The sequence below is a fragment of the Paenibacillus sp. LC231 genome (genome assembly GCF_001860525.1).
GTDB lineage: Bacteria > Bacillota > Bacilli > Paenibacillales > Paenibacillaceae > Paenibacillus_AQ.
The window spans coordinates 321,555-342,417 of sequence record NZ_JFOM01000044.1 but is presented as its reverse complement, the minus strand read 5'-3'; the positions used below and the strand labels follow the sequence as shown (position 1 = coordinate 342,417).

General features: G+C 49.4%; 24 protein-coding genes. 11 read left to right on the top strand and 13 right to left on the bottom strand.

Features of this window, described 5'->3' with window-relative positions:
• Positions 1 to 196: 196 nt before the first annotated feature.
• On the top strand, positions 197 to 646 hold the full coding sequence (locus AK95_RS25240) for a GNAT family N-acetyltransferase (protein WP_071222671.1): 450 nt from the start codon (positions 197 to 199) through the stop codon (positions 644 to 646).
• Here AK95_RS25240 and AK95_RS25235 read toward each other — a convergent pair whose 3' ends face one another.
• From AK95_RS25235 to AK95_RS25215, 5 genes are all read right to left on the bottom strand, one after another.
• Complete coding sequence (locus tag AK95_RS25235) at positions 647 to 988, bottom strand: hypothetical protein (protein ID WP_071222670.1); 342 nt, start codon at positions 986 to 988, stop codon at positions 647 to 649. It abuts the gene before it with no gap.
• 204 nt (positions 989 to 1,192) lie between these two features.
• A complete protein-coding gene (gene rplT, locus AK95_RS25230) occupies positions 1,193 to 1,552 on the bottom strand; it encodes a 50S ribosomal protein L20 (RefSeq protein WP_071222669.1) in 360 nt (119 codons plus the stop codon).
• 30 nt (positions 1,553 to 1,582) lie between these two features.
• Positions 1,583 to 1,783, bottom strand: coding sequence for a 50S ribosomal protein L35 (gene rpmI / locus AK95_RS25225; RefSeq protein ID WP_007127239.1), 201 nt, complete (start codon positions 1,781 to 1,783; stop codon positions 1,583 to 1,585).
• Positions 1,784 to 1,809: 26 nt separating this feature from the next.
• Positions 1,810 to 2,304, bottom strand: coding sequence for a translation initiation factor IF-3 (infC, locus tag AK95_RS25220; RefSeq protein WP_071222668.1), 495 nt, complete (start codon positions 2,302 to 2,304; stop codon positions 1,810 to 1,812).
• Positions 2,305 to 2,584: 280 nt separating this feature from the next.
• On the bottom strand, positions 2,585 to 3,823 hold the full coding sequence (locus tag AK95_RS25215; RefSeq protein ID WP_071222667.1) for a glycosyltransferase family 2 protein: 1,239 nt from the start codon (positions 3,821 to 3,823) through the stop codon (positions 2,585 to 2,587).
• Positions 3,824 to 4,489: 666 nt separating this feature from the next.
• On the opposite strand from AK95_RS25215, the gene AK95_RS25210 reads away from it, so the two are divergent.
• The gene (locus tag AK95_RS25210; protein ID WP_071222666.1) at positions 4,490 to 5,617 is read left to right on the top strand and encodes an MGDG synthase family glycosyltransferase; all 1,128 of its coding nucleotides are present in this window, start codon (positions 4,490 to 4,492) and stop codon (positions 5,615 to 5,617) included.
• A gap of 116 nt (positions 5,618 to 5,733) precedes the next feature.
• Here the strand turns inward: AK95_RS25210 and trmB are convergent, their stop codons facing one another.
• A complete protein-coding gene (gene trmB / locus AK95_RS25205) occupies positions 5,734 to 6,447 on the bottom strand; it encodes a tRNA (guanosine(46)-N7)-methyltransferase TrmB (protein ID WP_071222665.1) in 714 nt (237 codons plus the stop codon).
• 189 nt (positions 6,448 to 6,636) lie between these two features.
• Positions 6,637 to 6,819 (bottom strand): hypothetical protein, encoded by a 183-nt coding sequence (locus tag AK95_RS25200; RefSeq protein ID WP_071222664.1) that lies wholly within the window; start codon positions 6,817 to 6,819, stop codon positions 6,637 to 6,639.
• Between the two features lie 305 nt (positions 6,820 to 7,124).
• Between AK95_RS25200 and mnmL the strand changes: the two genes are divergently transcribed.
• The 4 genes from mnmL to AK95_RS25180 all read left to right on the top strand — a co-directional run bounded on the left by mnmL (position 7,125) and on the right by AK95_RS25180 (position 10,736).
• On the top strand, positions 7,125 to 8,078 hold the full coding sequence (mnmL, locus tag AK95_RS25195) for a tRNA modification radical SAM protein MnmL/YtqA (RefSeq protein ID WP_071222663.1): 954 nt from the start codon (positions 7,125 to 7,127) through the stop codon (positions 8,076 to 8,078).
• Positions 8,078 to 8,668, top strand: coding sequence for a tRNA 5-(aminomethyl)-2-thiouridylate-methyltransferase MnmM (gene mnmM, locus AK95_RS25190; protein WP_071222662.1), 591 nt, complete (start codon positions 8,078 to 8,080; stop codon positions 8,666 to 8,668). The genes mnmL and mnmM overlap by 1 nt, the downstream gene beginning before the upstream one ends.
• Before the next feature lie 73 nt (positions 8,669 to 8,741).
• Complete coding sequence (locus AK95_RS25185; RefSeq protein ID WP_071222661.1) at positions 8,742 to 9,710, top strand: type I phosphomannose isomerase catalytic subunit; 969 nt, start codon at positions 8,742 to 8,744, stop codon at positions 9,708 to 9,710.
• Between the two features lie 57 nt (positions 9,711 to 9,767).
• A complete protein-coding gene (locus AK95_RS25180) occupies positions 9,768 to 10,736 on the top strand; it encodes an alpha/beta hydrolase (RefSeq protein WP_071222660.1) in 969 nt (322 codons plus the stop codon).
• A gap of 177 nt (positions 10,737 to 10,913) precedes the next feature.
• Here AK95_RS25180 and AK95_RS34610 read toward each other — a convergent pair whose 3' ends face one another.
• The 3 genes from AK95_RS34610 to recQ form a co-directional block, all read right to left on the bottom strand.
• Positions 10,914 to 11,090 carry a hypothetical protein gene (locus AK95_RS34610; protein ID WP_201259429.1) on the bottom strand — a complete coding sequence of 59 codons (177 nt, stop codon included), beginning with the start codon at positions 11,088 to 11,090 and terminating at the stop codon, positions 10,914 to 10,916.
• Between the two features lie 233 nt (positions 11,091 to 11,323).
• Entirely contained in the window at positions 11,324 to 13,099 is a 1,776-nt protein-coding gene (locus AK95_RS25175) for a B12-binding domain-containing radical SAM protein (RefSeq protein ID WP_071222659.1), read from the bottom strand.
• A 104-nt stretch (positions 13,100 to 13,203) separates the two neighbouring features.
• Positions 13,204 to 15,087 carry a DNA helicase RecQ gene (recQ, locus tag AK95_RS25170; RefSeq protein WP_071222658.1) on the bottom strand — a complete coding sequence of 628 codons (1,884 nt, stop codon included), beginning with the start codon at positions 15,085 to 15,087 and terminating at the stop codon, positions 13,204 to 13,206.
• Between the two features lie 187 nt (positions 15,088 to 15,274).
• On the opposite strand from recQ, the gene AK95_RS25165 reads away from it, so the two are divergent.
• From AK95_RS25165 to speD, 4 genes are all read left to right on the top strand, one after another.
• The gene (locus tag AK95_RS25165; protein ID WP_071222657.1) at positions 15,275 to 16,048 is read left to right on the top strand and encodes an AraC family transcriptional regulator; all 774 of its coding nucleotides are present in this window, start codon (positions 15,275 to 15,277) and stop codon (positions 16,046 to 16,048) included.
• A gap of 103 nt (positions 16,049 to 16,151) precedes the next feature.
• Positions 16,152 to 16,613 carry an SRPBCC family protein gene (locus AK95_RS25160; protein WP_071222736.1) on the top strand — a complete coding sequence of 154 codons (462 nt, stop codon included), beginning with the start codon at positions 16,152 to 16,154 and terminating at the stop codon, positions 16,611 to 16,613.
• Between the two features lie 32 nt (positions 16,614 to 16,645).
• On the top strand, positions 16,646 to 17,008 hold the full coding sequence (locus AK95_RS25155; protein WP_071222656.1) for a VOC family protein: 363 nt from the start codon (positions 16,646 to 16,648) through the stop codon (positions 17,006 to 17,008).
• A 316-nt stretch (positions 17,009 to 17,324) separates the two neighbouring features.
• Positions 17,325 to 18,140 (top strand): adenosylmethionine decarboxylase, encoded by an 816-nt coding sequence (gene speD / locus AK95_RS25150; protein ID WP_071222655.1) that lies wholly within the window; start codon positions 17,325 to 17,327, stop codon positions 18,138 to 18,140.
• Positions 18,141 to 18,215: 75 nt separating this feature from the next.
• On the opposite strand, the gene AK95_RS34320 is transcribed toward speD, so the two are convergent.
• The 3 genes from AK95_RS34320 to AK95_RS25140 all read right to left on the bottom strand — a co-directional run bounded on the left by AK95_RS34320 (position 18,216) and on the right by AK95_RS25140 (position 19,980).
• Entirely contained in the window at positions 18,216 to 18,386 is a 171-nt protein-coding gene (locus tag AK95_RS34320) for a hypothetical protein (RefSeq protein WP_162487648.1), read from the bottom strand.
• A 157-nt stretch (positions 18,387 to 18,543) separates the two neighbouring features.
• Positions 18,544 to 19,350, bottom strand: a complete 807-nt coding sequence (locus AK95_RS25145) for an MBL fold metallo-hydrolase (RefSeq protein WP_071222654.1) — start codon at positions 19,348 to 19,350, stop codon at positions 18,544 to 18,546.
• A gap of 24 nt (positions 19,351 to 19,374) precedes the next feature.
• Entirely contained in the window at positions 19,375 to 19,980 is a 606-nt protein-coding gene (locus AK95_RS25140) for a winged helix-turn-helix domain-containing protein (protein ID WP_071222653.1), read from the bottom strand.
• 301 nt (positions 19,981 to 20,281) lie between these two features.
• On the opposite strand from AK95_RS25140, the gene AK95_RS25135 reads away from it, so the two are divergent.
• A complete protein-coding gene (locus AK95_RS25135) occupies positions 20,282 to 20,797 on the top strand; it encodes a hypothetical protein (RefSeq protein ID WP_071222652.1) in 516 nt (171 codons plus the stop codon).
• Positions 20,798 to 20,863 lie beyond the last annotated feature (66 nt).

Genomic DNA, 20,863 nt, shown 5'->3' with positions numbered 1-20,863 from the left:
TTCGTTAAAATGTTTAGAAACATTATATGATTCATTCATTCCAGAAGTCAACACATTTATTTTACTTCCGATGAAAGGTTTTCATTCACTATTGGAACAATCCCCTCGCTTCCTTGATGCAAAACACGCTCTTAAACCCTGCTACATATGATAAATGGAGCTATCCTTAATAGCGGTGAAGGGAGGAAACAACACGATGATCCGCTATCGAAAACCGGAGCAGGATGATCCGATGATTCTACAACTCATTGAGTCCCAACTCGTCCCGCTTTCCCATATGACAAAAAAAGAGCTGGACATCATCCGCAAGGATATTCCCTCTCGATTACGACGCGGCGTGACCCTTGTTGCTTCGCCTCAGGATAACGATAAAATCATTGCCTTTATCCATTTTATGATGCACGGCGAACTGCTGTATATCGATATGCTGGCCGTCGCATCCACCGCACAGCGAAGACGGTGGGGTGTCCGATTGATGGAGCATGCCGAACGTTTCGCTGTATCCCGCGGATGCAAACGCGCCAAGGTCATGGTGGATATTGGAAACCAGACCGGCCTTAACTTTTACCGAAAGCTCGGCTACACGGTTACAAGAATCATCGAACCGAGCCGCTGTTATGAGCTAGAGAAGATTTGGTTCCTCTAATTACCAGAAGAAACCTGGCCCAAAGCCTGGCCCGAACGCGCCATACCCCGGTCCGAATCCGCCGTATCCCCCTGGGTAGCCTCCCGGATATCCACCGAATGCGCCACCATAGCCTCCACCGAATGCATAAGGTGCCGTCCCAATGGCAAGAAGGTCAAACAATGCGAGCGGAAGAATCGCCTTGGTTCTCACCTTTTTCCCCTTGGTTGCCGGTTCTACAAAAAGGCGGTTGCCGGAAATGCGTACCAGCTTGCCTGTCACCATCGTCCCGTCTTTCTTATACGCTACGATCTGTTTGCCCACATATGATTTCACTTTTGCCTTGCTGACAGGCTTGTGCATAAGATCCCTCCTCAGGTAATATACATTCAATCTATTCCGGAAGGAGTTCCTTTGCTTGTTTCATGGCCCTTACCACGGCTAAAGATAGGTGAAAAAGCTCGTCCTGCCCAGCATTCAGCGCTAGCAATTCTTATGTATGACAGACAGGAGTGGAAAATAAAAAAACCGCCGTAATATTACGGCGGTTTCTTCATACACGTATAATTAAGCGTTCACTTTTTCTTTAGCTACAGTAGCCAAGGAATTGAACGCGTTCAGATCATTAACAGCCAGATCAGCCAGCATTTTACGGTTAATGTCCACGCCAGCAAGCTTCAGACCATGCATCAATTTGCTGTAAGACAGACCGTTTTGACGAGCAGCGGCGTTGATACGAACGATCCACAATTTACGGAAATTACGTTTCGTTGTACGACGATCCCGGTATGCATAAACGAGGGATTTCATTACCTGCTCGTTCGCTGTTTTAAAAATGCGGTGTTTGGAACCGAAATAACCTTTCGCAAGCTTCAATACTTTTTTATGTCGACGACGAACGACAAATCCGCCTTTAACTCGTGCCATATCAAAAGACCTCCCAATAATTGTTGTTTACTATTTCAAGTTAGCCAGACCTTGCTTCAAACGTTTAACATCTCCAGGCGCCATAACTGGGCTATTGGACAATACACGCTTCGCACGCTTGGATTTGTGGGAAAGCAAGTGGTTTTTGTAAGCTTTATAACGTTTAACTTTACCAGTACCAGTAATCTTGAAGCGGCCTTTCAGGCTGCTATGTGTTTTCATTTTAGGCATTGTAGTACTTCCTCCTCTAATTTCTCTTAGGCTTTTGGAGCCAAAATCATAATCATGCTGCGGCCTTCCAATTTCGGTTGACGTTCAATGACGCAGAGATCCGCCACTTCCACCTTCACGCGCTCCAAAATCTTCTGACCAATGTTAGCATGGGTGATTTCACGACCACGGAAACGCACGGAGCATTTCACTTTATCGCCGTCTTTCAAAAACTTAACGACATTGCGAAGCTTGGTTTGATAATCATGCTCCTCAATGTTGGCTCGGAACCATACTTCTTTGATATCCACAATTTTCTGGTTCTTACGTGCTTCCTTCTCTTTCTTCTGCTGCTCATAGCGGAATTTACCGTAGTCCATGATGCGGCATACCGGCGGTTTCGCCTGAGGGGCCACGTTCACCAGATCCAGATTGAGATCAATTGCCATTTGCAGTGCTTCACGAATCGGCTTGATCCCGATTTGCTCACCTTCGGCACCAACCAAACGTACTTCCTTGGCCCGAATCTCGTCATTGATCATATGTTCCTTACTGATAGTCCTCCACCTCCAAATTACTTGTTGTTCCTGTTTGCAAAAAAAATAAAGGGATGACGGGTTAATCACCGACATCCCTATTTGATACTCATCTCACAAATGAAGTTAAATCCATTCATTGATTTCGTGATCAAACCAGCCAACACACGTCGGTCAGGTGAGAAGCGGCGCTTCTGCTTGCAATCAGATATTCTGTTTAACAGACTACGATAGTATAACAGGTCATCCTATCTTCTGTCAACACAGATGCAATATAAATATTGGATTAGCCTTGTTTGCTTTGAACTTCTTCAAGGCGTACAACCCGGGTATGCTCCGTATGACTCCACTGCTTGTTGTTCTGCGTGAAGAACGCATACACCGTGATAGGATACCACGACAGCAGGTAAATCGGGAACAGCACCAGATACATATACACTTTCTTGTATTTCACCTTCTCCAGAATCATCGCGATCATGAACGTGAACACATTCGCTGCGATCGCTGTAAAGCTAAGCCAGAGCGGTAAATATCCATACAGGTTCGCGATATTCGGACCATCGAAGAATGAGCTGTCAACCCATATGATGGCCGTCAACAAGAAAGTCAGCAGTACGATGTAAACGTTGACTCCGTACAATGCCAAGTCCAGCTTCACGAGGCTGCGTTCTTTAATGGCACGCCACAGCAGCGGGAAGAAATAACGGCGGGCAACCGTAAAGTGACCCTGCATCCAGCGCAGACGTTGTCTGGCGGAAGCCTTAAACGTAAGCGGCTTTTCGTCAAATACCTTCGCGTCATAGTTGAACTTCGGATACACGCCGCGCATAACGCTGCGCATCGTGAACTCCAAGTCCTCAACCAGACTGGTTGCGCCCCAGCCGATCTCCTTCAAGAGATTGGTCTCAAAGCACATTCCTGTACCGCCGAGGAAGTTCGCCATGTTCAGATTGCTACGGGAAAGCTGCCACAAGCGGTTGATATACCAGTAAGACACCCCGTAAGAGGCAGTGATCCAGGAATCCTCAGGATTCTTGGTATCGATATATCCCTGGATAACTCTTGCTCCAGAGCATAGATCATTGTTCATTTCGTTCAAGAAATTCGGAGCGGCCAGATTATCCGCGTCAAACATAACAACCGCATCATACTGGCGCGGCATTGCCCAGAGCTCTTTCAGCATCCACTCGATGGCATAACCTTTGCCTCGCAGATTCTGATTCGTGCGCACGCATGCGTTCATCCCGTGGGCACGGACGATCTCTGCAGTACGATCTGTACAGTTGTCGCAGATGACAAATACGTCGTACAGATGTTTCGGATAATCAAGCTGTTTCAGGTTCTCCATCAATGCACCGACAACCTGTTCTTCGTTGTGCGCAGCAACTAACACTGCAAATGATTTATTGGGTTCAAACTGTTGTTTCTTTTTTCTTTTGACCAGACCAAACAAAGAGAATACGAACTGGTACACACCCACCGCGGCCAAGAATAGTTGGAGCGCGATAAAGATGGCGTCTGTCATGATTCTCCGTTACCCCCTTTTTATAACCCGAGAATGTTTGTTATTTTTTTCTCTCTAAGTTTTTCGCTTTTTTTTGTTGTTGCTATGACCCTGTGACTTGTGTCTGTCCTTCTAGTAGCCTCGGTGCCGCGGGGCAACTTCGCACGTCATACACGATTTTCCACACTTTTGAATCTTTTGTCAAAACCGTGGAATGCTCTAATTTACGGAAAAACTTCGTAAAAGAGCTCAGCTTGCAATGTCGTTTGCCAGCAAGCTTCGTTTCAAACGGCTTTAGTTCTTATTTTCATCCGTTTCCTTGCTTTTTATTTCTCTTGGCTGCCCATTTTTTCTTTTTCGACTTGTCCGCCAATAAATAAACGCAACAGACACCCAAAAAGTTTCCGTTTTTCAATGCTCTTTCTCTAATAAACTTTTTGATGTCCGTTTGAATCATTGTAGCGGCATCTCATACTCAAGTCAAAAGACCACGGACCCTGATTTTCTACAAAATGCGCGCAGCTGACTAACTCCTTAAGTAGCAAGGCGCCAGCGAGAAGCTTGCCGAATAAAGTTTCCGTTTCCGGGACCAAAGTCCCTGAAACATAAGTGGAGAACGGTTGATTTCTTTTCCCAAAGTCGATATGTTAAAGTTAAAGAATAACGCTGCAGAACGGGTGAAAAGTAGTGGCTAAAAAAAGAGTCTTGCTGTTATCTGAAGGGTTCGGTGCAGGCCATACACAGGCCGCTCATGCACTCTCCAGCAGCCTGCGCCAGTTATCTCCTAGCGTACAGACCAAAGTTCTCGAGCTCGGGAGCTTCTTGAACCCTAAAATCGCTCCACTGATCATATCGGCCTACAGAAAGACGATTACAACTCGCCCGAGATTGGTCGGGTACATGTATCGCCATCAAAAGTCCTTTAATCGCTTTACGGCTTTAGCACTTCACCGAATGTTCTATACAAGCACCAAAAACGTGGTTAGACAGCTCAAACCCGACATCATTGTGTGTACCCATTTTATACCGAGTGCGGTCATCTCGCGTTTGAAACGACTGGGCATCGATGTGCCTCTGTGTACCGTTATTACCGATTATGATGCTCACGATACATGGATCAGTCCAGAGGTCGACCGATATTTCGTGTCCACGCCGGAGGTGAGGCGAAAGCTGCTCAATCGCGGGGTGTCCCAAGCCAAAATTCAGGTTACCGGCATTCCGATCCATCCCGACTTCTGGACGCATCCGAGCAAGAAGGAAATCAGGGAACGATTTCATCTGTCCGATATGCCTACCGTGCTTGTAATGGGCGGAGGCTGGGGCATCATGAATGATGAAGTGGTGCATGAATTTCTGACCCGATGGCGCGACGAAGTCCAGATCATATTTTGCCTCGGCAATAACGACGAGGGACGCGAGGAGATGGAGAACAACCCCCGGTTCCGGCATCCGAACATCCGGATTTTGGGCTTTACGCGCGAGATCGACAAGCTGATGGAGGTGTCCGACCTGCTCGTTACGAAGCCAGGCGGGATGACATGCACAGAAGGCTTGGCCAAAGGAATCCCGATGCTGTTTCATCAGCCTCTTCCGGGACAGGAAGAAGAGAACTGCCAATACTTCACCGCGCAAGGATTGGGCGAGCCTATCCACTCGCTGGAGGTTATTGCCAACTGGATGAACAAACTGCTTCATCAATACGACGTAATCCAACAGCAACGGGCGCAAAATTTGCGAGACATCGAACGATTCCATCCGATGCAAAGCGCCCGCAGCATCATCGACATGCTGGAAAACGAAAAGGTGTACTCCTAATGAGGGAGCACACCTTTTTTTGCGCCGTTTCCGCAAACACGTCATCGAATTGATAGATTTCCTACTATTATAATAGATGCAAGCGCTATCATCGGAGAAACTCTACCATATAGACGTTATTTACCGTATTTTTCAAGACGATTCTCATGGTAGGAAGCAAGTGCTTCCTTGCCAACGATGGCCTCGCAGCGATGTATCTGCATACCTTGACCGACGAATTTCGTCTCGTACTCAGTCATCACGTGTTCTTCGTTCAGTCCGTCCCGATGCAGATCCAGCGAAATATTCGTCATTTGCAAACCATAATCGGCAAATGCATTCAGGGAAAACTCAAAAAGCGTAACCGAATCGGTCTTGAAATGAATTTCCCCGCGCTCGTTCAGGATCTGGGAATACTTGTCCAAAAAACGCGGATGCGTCAAACGACGGCGGGCATGCTTGGCTTTTGGCCACGGATCGCTGAAGTTTAAATATAAACGTTCGATCTCGCCGGATTCAAAAACCTGCTCGACATTCTCGATATTAAACAGCGCCAGCTTCAAATTCGGCGGGGTATCGACACCGTCCTGAGCCCAGACATTGCGTCCCTTTTCGCTTGCGCGGCGAATCAGCTCGTCGTACATGTCCACCCCGATAAAATTCACATTCTGATGCTTGTAACTCATCTGGCTTATAAATTGGCCTTTGCCCATGCCGAACTCGACATGGATCGGAAGGTCATTGCCAAATAATGAAGCCCATTTCCCTCTATATTGACCGGGGTCCAAAACGACCAGGTCTTCCTGCTGCTCCAGATTTTCCCGTATACCTTTTCTTCCGCGTAAACGCATGTCATACCTCCGAAACTTTCCAAGTAAATTTAGAATGATATCCCGATACTGCATTTATTGTGACGAAGTTAATCCCAAAAGTAAAGGCCCCATAGAAAAAGGAACCTATACTCTGCTTAACGCAAAGGCTTAGGTTCCTCTTTCTTATATTTGGAATTGGGGTTCCGCGATGGTTAAACTGTGAATAGTCTACCTTTCATTGGACGTAAAATCAAACGTCTTCTCAAAGGCGGCCCGAATCTTGCGACGTGCCGAAGCCTTCACGTCCTGATCGGAGTTAAACTCCACGCCAGTAAGGGCTAAAGCTTCGTTCGGGGTAAGCTCCACAGCGATTTTGTCTCTACTGTCATTCTTTACTGTCGATGAATTCATTCGTAATCACCTCACGGTATTATTGTATCCATGACGTCACACAAATATGAATCCTATCCGATATATACCCATGCCAAAATTGCTTGAATCATATTTTTATTTTTCTACTTTAAATATACCAATTATATGCAATTCATTCAAGTAACAACATCTTAATTAGGCATGAAGACCTGTATATAACGCAAAGTTTTATTTTTTGTTACAATGGACATATCTGCTTAAGTAAAAGTTAAGTAACACATGTATACTTTGAGGCACGGCTATCCCTGTCTCTATTCATCTTATGCGGCTATAAAGGAGCACACATGAGTACATCACTTAGACCCGCCCCAACATTATGGGGCGACAAACGATTTCATACATGGAATTACGAGATGCGCAGCCAATTCCAGGAAAAAGTATTCAAGGTTATGCTGGATGCGGGCTTTACGTGCCCGAACCGCGACGGCACGATTGCCAAGGGCGGGTGCACCTTCTGCAGCGCCCGCGGCTCCGGTGATTTTGCCGGACGACGGCGGGACGATCTTGTAACCCAGTTCAACACAATCCGTGACCGGCAGCACCAGAAGTGGCCGAGCGCCAAATACATCGGTTATTTCCAAGCCTATACCAACACTTATGCTCCAGTAGAGGAGCTTCGGGAGTACTATGAAGTCATTCTGCAGCAGCCGGGCGTTGTCGGTTTATCGATCGCTACACGCCCGGATTGCTTGCCTGACGACGTCGTGGAATACCTGGCCGAGCTGAATGAGCGAACCTATCTCTGGGTGGAAATGGGCCTGCAAACGATCCATGATGCCACCTCCGAGCTGATCAACCGGGCCCATGATACCGAATGTTATTTGGAAGCGGTCGAAAAGCTGCGCAAGCATAACATCCGTGTCTGCACACACATCATTTATGGTCTTCCGCAAGAGGACCATGAGATGATGCTCGCCACCGGCCGCGCGGTCTCCAAGATGGATGTGCAGGGAATCAAGATCCATCTGCTGCACCTCATGCGCAAGACGCCGATGGTGAAGCAATATGAGGCGGGGCTGCTTCGGTTCCTGGAACAGGACGAATATATCAGCCTTATCGTAGATAGCCTGGAATTTTTACCTCCCGAAATGATCGTCCACCGTCTGACGGGAGACGCTCCACGGGATCTCTTGATCGGGCCGACGTGGAGTCTCAAGAAGTGGGAAGTGCTTAACGGCATTGACGCCGAGCTCAAGCGCCGGGATACATGGCAGGGTAAATTGTGGGGGGGATCCTGATGGGCTTCCTCTCGGTTTTGAGTTTTGCTCACAAGCTGGTGTCCGAAAGGCTGCGGCCTGGAGACATTGCGCTGGATGCGACGGCGGGAACCGGGGCCGATACGCTGTATCTAGCCAAATGCACAGGATCAAAGGGCAAGGTGTACGCTTTTGATATTCAGGAACAGGCGCTGCAGCTGACTCGTGATCGGCTGGACAAGGAACCGCCCGGCACCCTTGCGGAGGTTACCCTTCACCATCAGAGCCATGCCCTTATGGGAGAATGCGTACCTGAGTGCGAGCATGGCCGTATGGGTGCGATCATGTTCAATCTCGGTTACCTTCCGGCAGATTCATCAGATAAACGGATCATGACGGAAACCGCCAGCACACTCACGGCTCTGGAAGCAGCCATCGAGCTGCTCCGTCCCGGCGGCATTATCACCATCGTGCTGTACCCGGGCCATAAAGGCGGCGATGCCGAAGCGGACGCCGTGCAGGCCTGGGCGGCGGAATTGCCCCCGCACAAGGTGCAAACGATATTGTATCGTGGTCTTCAGCGTTCCGAAGCGCCATATCTCATTGCACTGGAACGGAAGAAGCCGATATGATATAAGTTCTAGGAGAGGTCCCGCACTTACATCCATAGAATATTCCAAACATGATGAAAGGTAGATGATTACTATGACAAAACCATATCCATTATTGTTCCAACCCGAATTTAAAGAGCGTGTGTGGGGTGGCCGTGCCCTGGAGCAATTCGGCCTGGATATTCCTGAAGGACATATCGGAGAAGGCTGGATGATCGCCGACCACCCGAACGGCACGACCAGCATTGTGAACGGTGAACTTGCCGGTCGCGGCCTGGATCAGGTTCGGGAGCAATTTGGACGGGAGTGGTTTGGCAGCAAAGGATTCTCCGAGGTTAACGGACGTTTCCCCCTGCTGATCAAGCTGCTTGACTGCAATGACAACCTCTCCGTTCAGGTGCATCCGACCGATGACTACGAGGGGCTTCCGAAAGGCGAGCTGGGCAAGACTGAAATGTGGTATGTGCTGGATGCGAAGCCGGACGCCAAAATCATATACGGTCTGAAGGAAGGCGTTAGCCGTGAGACGTTGAAAGAAGCCATGGAAGACGGCACGGTTATGGACCAGCTGCAAGAAGTGTCCGTAAAAGCCGGAGACACGTTCTACATACCTGCCGGTACGGTGCACGCCCTGTGTGCTGGCGTTGTAGTGGCGGAAATTCAGCAAAATTCGGATACAACCTACCGGATTTTCGATTATAATCGACCAGGCCTTGACGGTAAGCCGCGCGAGCTTCATATCGAGGACTCCTTGAATGTGACGGCCTATGAAGGATCCGGCGCGACCACGATGAGCACGGAAGGAACCGCGCCTGGAGAATGGCTTGAGCTTGCCAAATCTCCCTATTTTGTTGTCGAGAAAGGCGTTGTTAACGGTGCCTGGTCCTTGTCCACTTCCGCGGAAAGCTTCACGATCGTCGTGGTATGCGATGGTCAAGGAACCCTCAGCTGGGATAACGGCTCCATTGAGTATACGTCCGGACAATGCTTCCTGCTGCCAGCTAACCTGGGTGCATATACGCTGGACGGGCAATCTACGGTTCTTCGTTCATATCTTCCATAAACAGGGTATAAAGTATTGAAATAAACCATTCGTTTTTGTGGAGGTGTTAGGCCTGAAATGCAAACCGACACGTTTACGATGCTGAATACGCAGGGCATGCATGTTTTTGTATATCAATGGCTGCCGGAGCCGGACCATCCCGTTCGTGCCATCGTGCAAATTGCGCATGGCATGTGCGAAACCGGCATACGATACGAGGAGCTTGCCGAGTTGCTTACAGCACACGGTTACGCTGTGTACTGCAACGACCATCGGGGTCATGGACAAACGTCCGGCCTTACACTTCTCGGCGATGCCGGGGAAGACGGATTCGAAGGGATGATTGAAGACCTGCTGCTTCTTGCTTCCGAGCTTAAAAAGCGCCATGCTAGTGTTCCACATTACTTGATGGGTCACAGCATGGGGTCTTTTTTGACCCAAAAGATCATGTGTTCGAACGGCGAATTATTCAACGGATTCATTCTGTCCGGCACCAATGGTCCACAGGGACTGCTGGCGTTCGGTTTGAATCTGGCAGCGGCACAAATGCGCCTTCAAGGAAACACGCACCGGAGTCTGATGCTGAACGCCATCGTGTTCGGCCCTTACAACAAAGGTTTCGGCCCTATTCGCACTCCATTCGATTGGTTATCCCGGGATGAAACGGAAGTGGATAAGTATATCAACGACCCCTACTGCGGTCAGGTATGCAGCGCTCGTTTCTTCCGTGATTTCTTCAAGCTGCTATCCCAGATCCATAAACCTCAATTGATGGAATGCCTTCTTAAGGATAAGCCGGTCTACATTTTCTCGGGCGAGGATGATCCGGTCGGACACCGCGGTAAAGGCGTACAGCGGTTGATCGAAATGTACCGGAAACATGGCATCCAGGATCTTGAATACCGTTTGTATCCCGGCGGCCGCCACGAAATGCTGCATGAAATCAACCGGGATGAAGTAGCGGCACATGTTCTCGACTGGCTAGAACGGCACACCTCGGAATCGCATGGGACTAGAGACGCCGCGAGAATCGAAACGCGTATGTAAAAGAATGATGCAGGACGAATTAATAAGGGGGTGTCCCAAAAGGTCGATTAACCTTTTGGGACACCCCCTTCTCTGTTGTGACGCTGTGCATATCCATCCTTAGTAAATGTAAACCCTTTTTAATTCGACAAGCTATTCGTCAAGTAAGTAAACCTACTTAACAGAAAGCCCAGCCCCTTACTCTTCCTCGTTCGGCGTGCGATCGATGATCAGCTGCGTGACCTCGGTGTACTCGCCATGGTCTACTTCATCCTCCGTAGCCTCTTCGCGCAGATCATCATTGGTTTCCATACCCGGCGCAATGGTGGGCTCATCCTGCGGATGCTGTTCCCGCCCCATCTGTTTCCCGTTCATAAACATCCCCTCCTCATCGGTTGATGCGATTAGAATACCGATCCTCAGGGTGTTTTATTCCGGGACGCCCAGGTTACAGTCCGTTAATGATACGAAAGGGGGCGTGATCACAGCTTCAATCCAATCAGTCCCTATGAGTCCCTACCGATCCATGATCCTTAGAAGAAAGTTATCTCGCCAAAACGGCAAGCCGCTCACATCAAGTTCCGGTAAGGAGTTGTCCTTCGCTAACTCTACTTTGCCTGCTTCGCTAACTCCACAGGCATCGTGTAGTACTGCGGCTGTCCTGTTTCGTTCTGCTGATACAACACCAACAGCATCGTTGCATGGTCCGAGCTGTCCGGGAGTCCAGTGCCACCCTGGATGGCATCGCTGAGGTTAAATGGCAGCACCTCGATCATCGCATGTTTCTGCAGATCGCGCTCCGTGATCCCCAGATCGGCAAAACCGTCGGACAGGGCCGCAGGCTCCTCTACGATTTTGCGGACATTGGCGGTCCATTGCGCTTTATCCTGGGTATGATCCCACCATATTTTCCGAGGCTTATACTTATGGCCCAGGAAATAATCGAACTTCATGAGACCGGAGACAACGTCCATATGCGGGGTCTTCCGATCTTCAAGGAAAGCCGTTAAACGCGTAAACAGGTCCTCGAGCTGATGGCCGATTTTTTGCCAGCCCTGTCCTTCCCAGTAGTCTCCAAACTCTTGGAAGAAATCAAACGGCGACGTAAACTCATGCTTCATCAAATAATTCAGGGTGTGATCCATCCGGTGCGCATTCCAATACTTCTCCAGCACATCCTCCAGTCTCTTCAATCGGACGATATCCGAGAACGGAAGCACGTCGCTGCCGAGGATCTCATACGGAGCATGATCCATGTAGGTGTAATTATACTTGTCCGCATCGATCCGCAGCCCGGTTCCGCGGAGCATCTTCAGGAAGCCTAACTGCAGCTCCTCCGGTCCAAGCGCAAATACGTCGTTAAACGTTTTGCGGAATGTATCGTAATCCTCTTCCGGAAGGCCTGCGATCAAATCCAAATGCTGATCGATTTTGCGGCTGTCCTTGATCATGGTCACCGTGCGCGACAGCTTGGTGAAATTCTGGCGACGCTTCACCAGCTCGTTTGTCGGATCATTGGTCGACTGCACCCCGATTTCAAACCGGAAAATGCCGGGAGGCGCATTTTTCGCCAAATAATCCAGCACCTCGGGACGCATGATATCCGCGGTGATCTCAAACTGGAATACGCAGCCGCCATGATTCTCGATCAGAAACTCGAACATTTCAAGCGCGTAATCCCGCTTAATGTTAAAGGTGCGGTCTACGAACTTGATCAATTTTGCTCCGTTCTCGATCAGGTAGAGAATATCCGCCTTAGTCCGTTCAATGTCGTAGTAGCGAACCCCCACCTCAATGCTCGACAGGCAGAACTGGCAACTGAAGGGACAGCCCCGGCTGGTCTCAAAATAGACAACCCGCTTCCCGAGATGCGGGATATCCTCCGGAAAACGATGCGGGGAAGGCAGCTCCGCCAGAATGCTCTTCGGTCTTCCGGGATTCACAATGACTTCGTCCTGTTTGCGGTAAGCCACGCCATAAACGAAATGATACTTCCGATCCCCTTCAATCGTTTGCAGCAAATGATGGAAGGTCTCCTCGCCTTCACCCATGACGATAAAGTCGACATTGTGCAGCCGTTTCATCCAATACTCCGTATCGTAGGATACTTCAGGTCCGCCCAATATGATCGTGACCTCCGGCATAATCTTCTTCACGATATCGATCACTTTAATCGTTTCTTCAATATTCCATATATAACAGGAGAATCCGATCACATCCGGCTTGCGCTGGAACAGGTCGGAGACGATATTCATCACAGGGTCCTTAATCGTGTACTCCGTCAGTTCGATATCGAAATCCTTCTCGCTGTATGCCTTCAGGCAGCGAATGGCTAAGGAGGTATGAATGTACTTAGCATTCAAGGTTGATAGTATGACTTTCATGGTAGGGTCCACTTTCTTTCTACGTAATGTAAATTTATTAACCGAACGGTATATTCTGAGTGATGGAACGGGAAAAAGCCATGATTTCCGCCTGTCATGCAAGCCTATTCTTCATAGTCAAACAGATCGTCCCCGTCATTCGACGCACTCTGACCATTCAGGAAGAATTCCAGGAACGGACGGCCGTATTTACGGAATTTCACCTCACCGACCCCTTTGACATTCAACATCTCATCTTCACTCTGCGGGCAAACCACACTCATCTCACGCAAGGTTGCGTCATTAAAAATGATGTAGGACGGCACATGCTCTTTGCTTGCCAGCTCACGCCGAATCAAACGCAGCTGCTCAAACACCGTCTCGTTGACGGCTGACGGCGAATAATCGCGGCGGCTGCCGCTTCGCTGGCTGCCTGCGGCTTTGGAAGGACGCGGAACGCGCTGCATCACTTCGCGCTGGCCTTTTAACACATCGGCGGCCTCGCTCTGCAGTTTCACGACAGGGTATTGGCCTTCCGTCAGCGCCAGGAACCCTTCCGAGATGAGCACATTGATCGTCTCGGATATCTCCTTCTCGGTCCGATTCGACATCACGCCATAGGTCGGAAGGCGGTCAAAGCCGTACTCCAGCACTTTTTTTGCCCGCGAGCCCTTCAGCACGGAGGCGACCGTGGACACGCCAAAGCGTTCGCGCATCCGGTGGATGCATGAGAAAATTTTCTGCGCATCCACCGTGATATCGACAAGCTCCCGGTCATCCGTACAGGAGCTGCACGTACCGCAGGGCTTATCTTCGTGCTCTTCCCCGAAATAATCCAGCATCGCGCTGCGCAGGCACCTTGTGGTGTAGCAGTAATCGATCATCTGCTGCAGCTTCCGGTAGTCGTTCTGCTTGCGCTCGCCCTCCTGGGGATTTTGTTCAATCAGGAATTTCTGGGTCATGATGTCCTGGGCGCTAAACAGCAGTATGCACTGGCTGGGCTCGCCATCCCGTCCGGCGCGACCCGCTTCCTGCACGTAGGACTCCATATTTTTCGGCATATTGTAATGAATGACATACCGGACGTTGGATTTATCGATCCCCATGCCAAACGCGTTCGTTGCTACAATAACGCGAATATCGTCATAGAGGAAAGCCTCTTGGCTCTCCGCCCGCTCCGCGTCACTCATGCCGGCATGGTATCGACCCGCTAGAAGCCCCTTAGCTTGAAGGCGCTGGCATAAATCATCGACCTCTTTGCGAGTGGCGGCATAGATGATTCCTGGCTGGTGGGTATGCGAGGCCGCATAGTCCAGAACGAACTCCCGCTTGTTCTCACCGCGAAGCACCGACATCTCCAGATTGTCGCGCCCAAGGCCCGTTACGAACACCTGCGGCTGTTCCAGTCGCAGCAGACGCTGCATGTCCTCCATAACTTCAGGCGTGGCCGTGGCCGTAAAGGCCGCCACGATCGGACGGTTCGGGAGCCCTTTAACAAAAGGAGCCACCGAGAGATAGCTGGTCCGGAAATCATGCCCCCACTGGGATACGCAGTGAGCTTCATCGACAGCCACAATCGAAATGTCAAGACCTGCCATCTCCTCCCGGAACCAATCCAGTTCAAGCCGTTCCGGGGCGACATATAACAGCTTCAATTCTCCGCGCTTGGCCGCACGTATGCGCTCGTTCACTTCCTTACCGCTGAGCGTGCTGTTGATATAGGCAGCGGCCACACCCGCTGTCGTAAGGGCATCCACCTGATCCTTCATCAAGGAAATCAAAGGCGATACAACCAACGTAAGACCCGGACACAGGAGCGCCGGGATCTGATAACAGATCGATTTGCCTCCGCCCGTCGGCATAATCCCGAGCGTATCCTGACCCGCCAGTAGACTGCCGACGATTTTTTTCTGGCCCTCCCGAAAATCAGGATAGCCGTAATATTTCTGCAGATAATCCCGCGCTGTATCCATATTCATCGATTCTCTATCATTTGTTTCCACATTCATGGATAAAAACTCCTTAATTCTCCTTGGTTTTCCGTTTCGAAAAGCCTGTATCCTTTAAGTTTAACGGCCTTTCCATGAATGGGCAACCGAATCGTAGAAGGAAATTGCATTCGACGAAGAGAACTTCATAAATGTGGAAAAAGGCATGCTATCATGTAGAGCCCAAAAATTGAAGTTGGTGATCCTAATGAATGACGCACATACGGAAGCCGTAAATCAAACCATTCAATATATGAAGGAGCATCTGGACGAGCCCATGACGACCGAGCAGCTCGCCGATCTTGCGGGATACAGTCCCTACCATTTCTCCAGAGTATTCAAGCGAGTAACCGGCATATCGCTCAGGCAATACCTGTCCGCGCTCCGGGTTGAATCCGGCAAAATCGAGCTCCTTCAAAGTCCTTCCCTGCTCGTAAAAATCGGAATGAGCATCGGTTTGGCAAGTCCCGGCACCTTCAATACCCGCTTTAAGCAATTTGTCGGCCTGTCTCCAAAAAAGTTCCGCACCACCACGGAGTCTCTGCATCGTTACGTGAATCAATATGAACACAAGCCATTAACCTGGGCAGAAGAAGAAAGACATGCTCTGCCCCGGATTCATTGCCGGATCGAAGCTCCCGAGGCGTTCCGCGGCATGATTTACGTTGGTCTGTTCCCAAGACCCGTGCCTGATCAGAAGCCCGTGTCCGGTACGGCGGTCAACCTCAAGAACCGGACCTGTACTTTAACCGGCATACCAACCGGAACGTATTATGTGCTGGCAGCGGGCATCCCCTGGAGCCTCAATCCCCGGGATTATTTTCTACTGAGCAAATCCTTGCGAGGCAAGCGGGAGGAGCCTGTCCATATCGACGAAGAAACCGATCTCGCCGTAAACATCACCTTGCGCGAGCCTCTGCCCTACGACCCGCCGATTGTTGTTAATCTACCTCTGCTCTTGTTCGAGAAGGATCGGAAATAACAGCGCAAGGTAGAAGAATTTTTGAATCGCATATCCCTTTATAATGGAATTGCTGGAAGCGTTATTACGGAACGATGAGCAGGATATGTTTGGAGGAATAGACATGACCATTATTCAAGAAACCATAATTCAGGCCGACGTGCAGCTCCTCTGGCGAGCATGGACGGAGTCTGCGAGGATAACCGAATGGTTTGCGCCGGCTGCGGAAATTGAACCGAAGGCGGGCGGGAAATTCGAGCTTTATTTTAACCCCGCTAATCGTGAATCGATGTGCACCGCGGGCTGTACCATTTTGCAATATGATGAGCCGCATACCCTCGTGTTTGAGTGGAAAGGACCCGATCCCTTTGCGGAAACGATGAATCAGGGGGAATTAACTGAGGTCAAGGTGTCTTTTAGACCTGAACAGGACGGCGGCACGAGAATTACCTTAGAGCATACGGGCTGGAAGGATACCGAAGCGTCACTGCAAGCCCGAGAATGGCATGTGGATGCATGGAAGGGCATGCTCGCCAGCTTAAAATCCAGCATCGAATCCGGTGAAGGCATTCTATGCTGCCAGTAAGACAACCCATGGATTAGAGGAGAAGAGGAACTATGCCCAATCTTTGTGTTCTATCGATTAATGTAAGTGATATGGATCAAGCGACGCGATTTTATTGTGATATTCTGGGATTCGAAATTTCCAAGGTGTATGATGATCAGATCATCAGTTTGAAACATGAAGACGTTTCCCTTGTTCTGCAAAAATGCGACCGTCCTACGAAAACCGATTATCCGCATGAAGCTCAGGTTATTATCGGACTTGAGACGGCTGATGTAAGCGCGGCGATTGCGAACTACAAATCGCAGGGTGTAGAGGTCATCTTTGATACACCGCAGCCGTGCCCTCCCGGTCTATACAACGCAATCCGGGACCCTTTTGGCAATGTAATTGAACTGCTGGAATTTACGGAGTAATCATGCCGTTTGAGAAGGACCATGGTATCGGCAATACGAAGTGAAGTCCATATACACGCTCGAAGGATATGCTGCATGTAGCAGGTGTCCTTCTCGTCTTGAGGTCAGCCGGGGATTACCGGTTGACCTTTTTTGAGTTTGGAGCAGCCGATACTTGTCTCTATCATCCTTGACCCTCTGTTAATGTTAAACCCGATCCGGGTAAGAACATATTAATGTTAATTCCGAAGGTGAGGCATGGGCAGATTAGGAATCGCTGGTTTCGGAAATAATAGGTACTCGAACTGATATATTAACGACACAAGGGGAAATTCATATGGATATGACACCAGAACAACGCGTTACCCTGCACGGGTTCAATAACCTAACGAAATCGCTCAGCTTTAATATGTACGATGTCTGCTATACGAAAACCCGGGAAGAACGAGAGGCGTACCTTGAATATATTGATGAGCAGTATAACGCGGATCGGCTAACAAAAATATTAAGCCATGTGGCCGAAATCATCGGAGCGCATGTCCTGAACATTGCCAAGCAGGATTATATCCCGCAAGGCGCCAGCGTAACGGTGCTTGTATCCGAGGGCCCTGTCGTAGAGGTTCCTGAGGAATCCTATGACGAATCGCCGGGGCCGCTGCCGGAGAATGTAAACCTTCAGCTCGACAAGAGCCATATTACCGTCCATACGTATCCGGAATTCCATCCCGATGAGGGAATCAGCACCTTCCGGGCCGATATCGACGTGTCAACCTGCGGGGAGATTTCACCCCTGAAAGCCCTAAATTACCTGATCCACTCCTTTGATACGGATATTATGACGATCGACTATAAAATTCGGGGCTTCACGCGGGATATTCACGGGCACAAGCTGTTTATCGACCATGAGATCAGTTCCATTCAAAACTACATTCCGGACGAGGCCAAGGAGCTGTTCGATATGATTGACGTTAACGTATACAAGGAGAACATCTTCCACACCAAGTGTAAGCTGAAGCAGTTTGATCTGGACAACTATCTGTTCGGTTACACGAAGGATAAGCTATCCGAAGCCGAGCAGCAGAAAATCACCGAGCGCATCAAACTGGAGATGGACGAAATTTATTACGGTAAAAACATGGACCGCAGTTACTGATGGTATGCACTCCGATACGCTGCCATCAAACGGATTTGATGCAGGAATATGCAAAAATCAGAAATCAGGCCGGGCTCATAGGAGCCCGGCCTGATTTGCAATTTCTATCGCTTCGTCCCGGTTGCGGACGCCCAGCTTGGCATACAAGGTTGAAGCGCTTATCGGAAGTGGATTCGTTGATCCGGACACCCGTATCCAAAAAGACGACTCCGTCCATTTCAATCCAAGCAGCTGCTGCTTCGTCAAGAGGCCTGTGCTCTGCTGGATAAGGCTTTTAACTTCTACACCCTTCCGCTAGCCTCGAAATAAATTAGGGATCGAAAAAGCCCTGCACCCCTCGGTGCAAGGCTTTTCATTTCTTCCCATGGCGCTTGCTTGCCGGAGAAGCAACCGGATAACGGTGCTAAAATTGAACCGAAAATCCGTTGAACCGGTGAATGCCCGTTCCAAATCGGACAAGGTCTTTTTCCCGCAGCTCTTGAACCGCCTCTTTGACCACGACCAGCCATGCCGGATCCAGCCCAAGTGTATTGTGAGAACCATAGATGCGCTTTACACCATCGAGATTCGCGATCCGCTCCAGCGAGTTTACGAGATCCTCCGGACTTGTCGTTGGATAAAAAGCATATATCGGCGTCTCGTCATACAATAAATCCCCTGTGAACAAGTAACCCCGGTGTATATCAAATACCGCGATATGCCCGGGCGAATGGCCCGGTGTGTGGTAAATAACCAGACTCCGCCCGCCCAGCTCGATGACATCTCGATCCCTTAGAATACCGGTCGGCTGCCCCTGGTAAGGGGTATAGGTTGCCGGATCGAAGGAAGCCGGTACCGGCCTCGTGATATCGCGTGAAATGTCCTTACGGATTTGTTCAATGGACAGCTTCTTAATCCCGCTGACGAGCCAGTCCTCCTCAGCCTCATGCACATAAATCTCTCCGTACTGCCCATGACTGCCGATATGATCCGCGTGAACATGCGTGGTTAGCACCACAACAGGTAAATCCGTCAGCTGATCGGTCATCCGCCTCATGTTGTCGATGCCAAGTCCCGTATCAATCAATGCGGCACGCTCGCTTCCGATCAACAGAAACGAATGCACCTTCTCCCAATGTCCGTATTCACTGATCGCGAACGTGGTCTCATCCAGCTGCGATACGGTAAACCATGCATCATCGATAACGACGTTATATTGATTTTTTTCCATATGTAACGACTCCCCCATCAAGGATTATCGAATGGTGATATCCTCCTGATCATCTTGAAATGCGATCAACGACATATAGTAATTTTTCTCTTCCGTGGACACATGCGTATGGCCTGTTTCGGCCTTCTCCATCGTAAAGTGTTTATTCATGAGCTGCTTGAACTCGTCCACAAAAGCATGGAAGCTCTCCTTTGTTGCATGAAAACGGTAGGTCCCTGCCATGTTTTTTCGATAGTGTTCGCTTGTGCTGTCCAAGGCAAAAGAAGAAGCCGGCGCGCTTTCGATTTTCGTCCGGGTAACATCGAGTGTCTCCATAAATACCTGTCTGGATGTTTCCACCAAATCCAGGCTCGGCAGCAAATGATCCTCCGGAATGAAACGGCTTGCGACGGCGCGATAGTATTTCTGCACGATACCGTTCTTCTCTTCCTTCCGGACCACGTGAATGATGCCGTGCTTCTCCAGCTCCTTCAGATGAAAGTAAATATTGTTCCGCGTAATGTCCAGTACCTCGGCTAGCTGCTGTCCGGTGTAGGCATCTTTCACGAGATTCATCAGGATCTTGGTGCGCAGGGGATCGGCAATCGCTTTGAGCTGTTCATGAGTTTTAATTCTATAAACACCAGTCATTTTAATTTTAACACCTCCATACATTTTACCGGTAAAATATATTTTACTGTATTTTGTGTTTCATCCTATCATGATCTTTACCCGCAGGTCAATCTTGCTGCCCCTACGATTTTTCCGTTATACCAGATTGGAGCCGATTGCGAGTCAACGATGATACCATTTGGCAATACTGTTATAAAACGAAGGAAATCACGCAGAGAGTCCCATCTTATACATTAGTATGCTCCCCTTAAGCAGCTGAATTGTGATATATTATCCACAATCGTATATACGACATTATGACGTTTAAAGGATGTGCCTCATGTTTGACCCGACGATATTCGAAAATTTAAAGGTTGGCATCGAAAACGCGGTCTATGATCTCGATAACCTCGATGAAATCATTCGTGTTACCGATCGGAAGGATCTCCTGGATATGGCCACGTTATCCAAAAGTTTTAGCCTCCGGTTCGAGCTGGCAGCGCCATCCACAACTTCAGCCGAAATTTGCCTCGAGACCGGGCTCCGGGATTTGGCGGCCGAGATCTTGGAAATTCCGGAAGGCCAGCCAGCCTGCGAGCTGAAGCTCCGCTTTTATAAACATATCGCTGATGCTTCCATAGCGTGTCCGGCTATTGCCCAGATCATAAAGGAGATATGGAATCCGGAGCTGCCTCCGCTGCAAACGATACGGTACACCTACAGCGATGATCCGGTACCGCTTCACAACACGATCGAGCTTCGCTTTCCCCGTAGAATCAACGAAGAACAGATGGGAGATATCCCGAATATCTTGGAGTTCATGCTTCGTACGCTGGGAGAATTAGACCAGATATAACTTAGAGATAACCGAGATTTCTCATAAAAAAAGCCTGCCCACGATCATCGCGGACAGGCTTTTTAT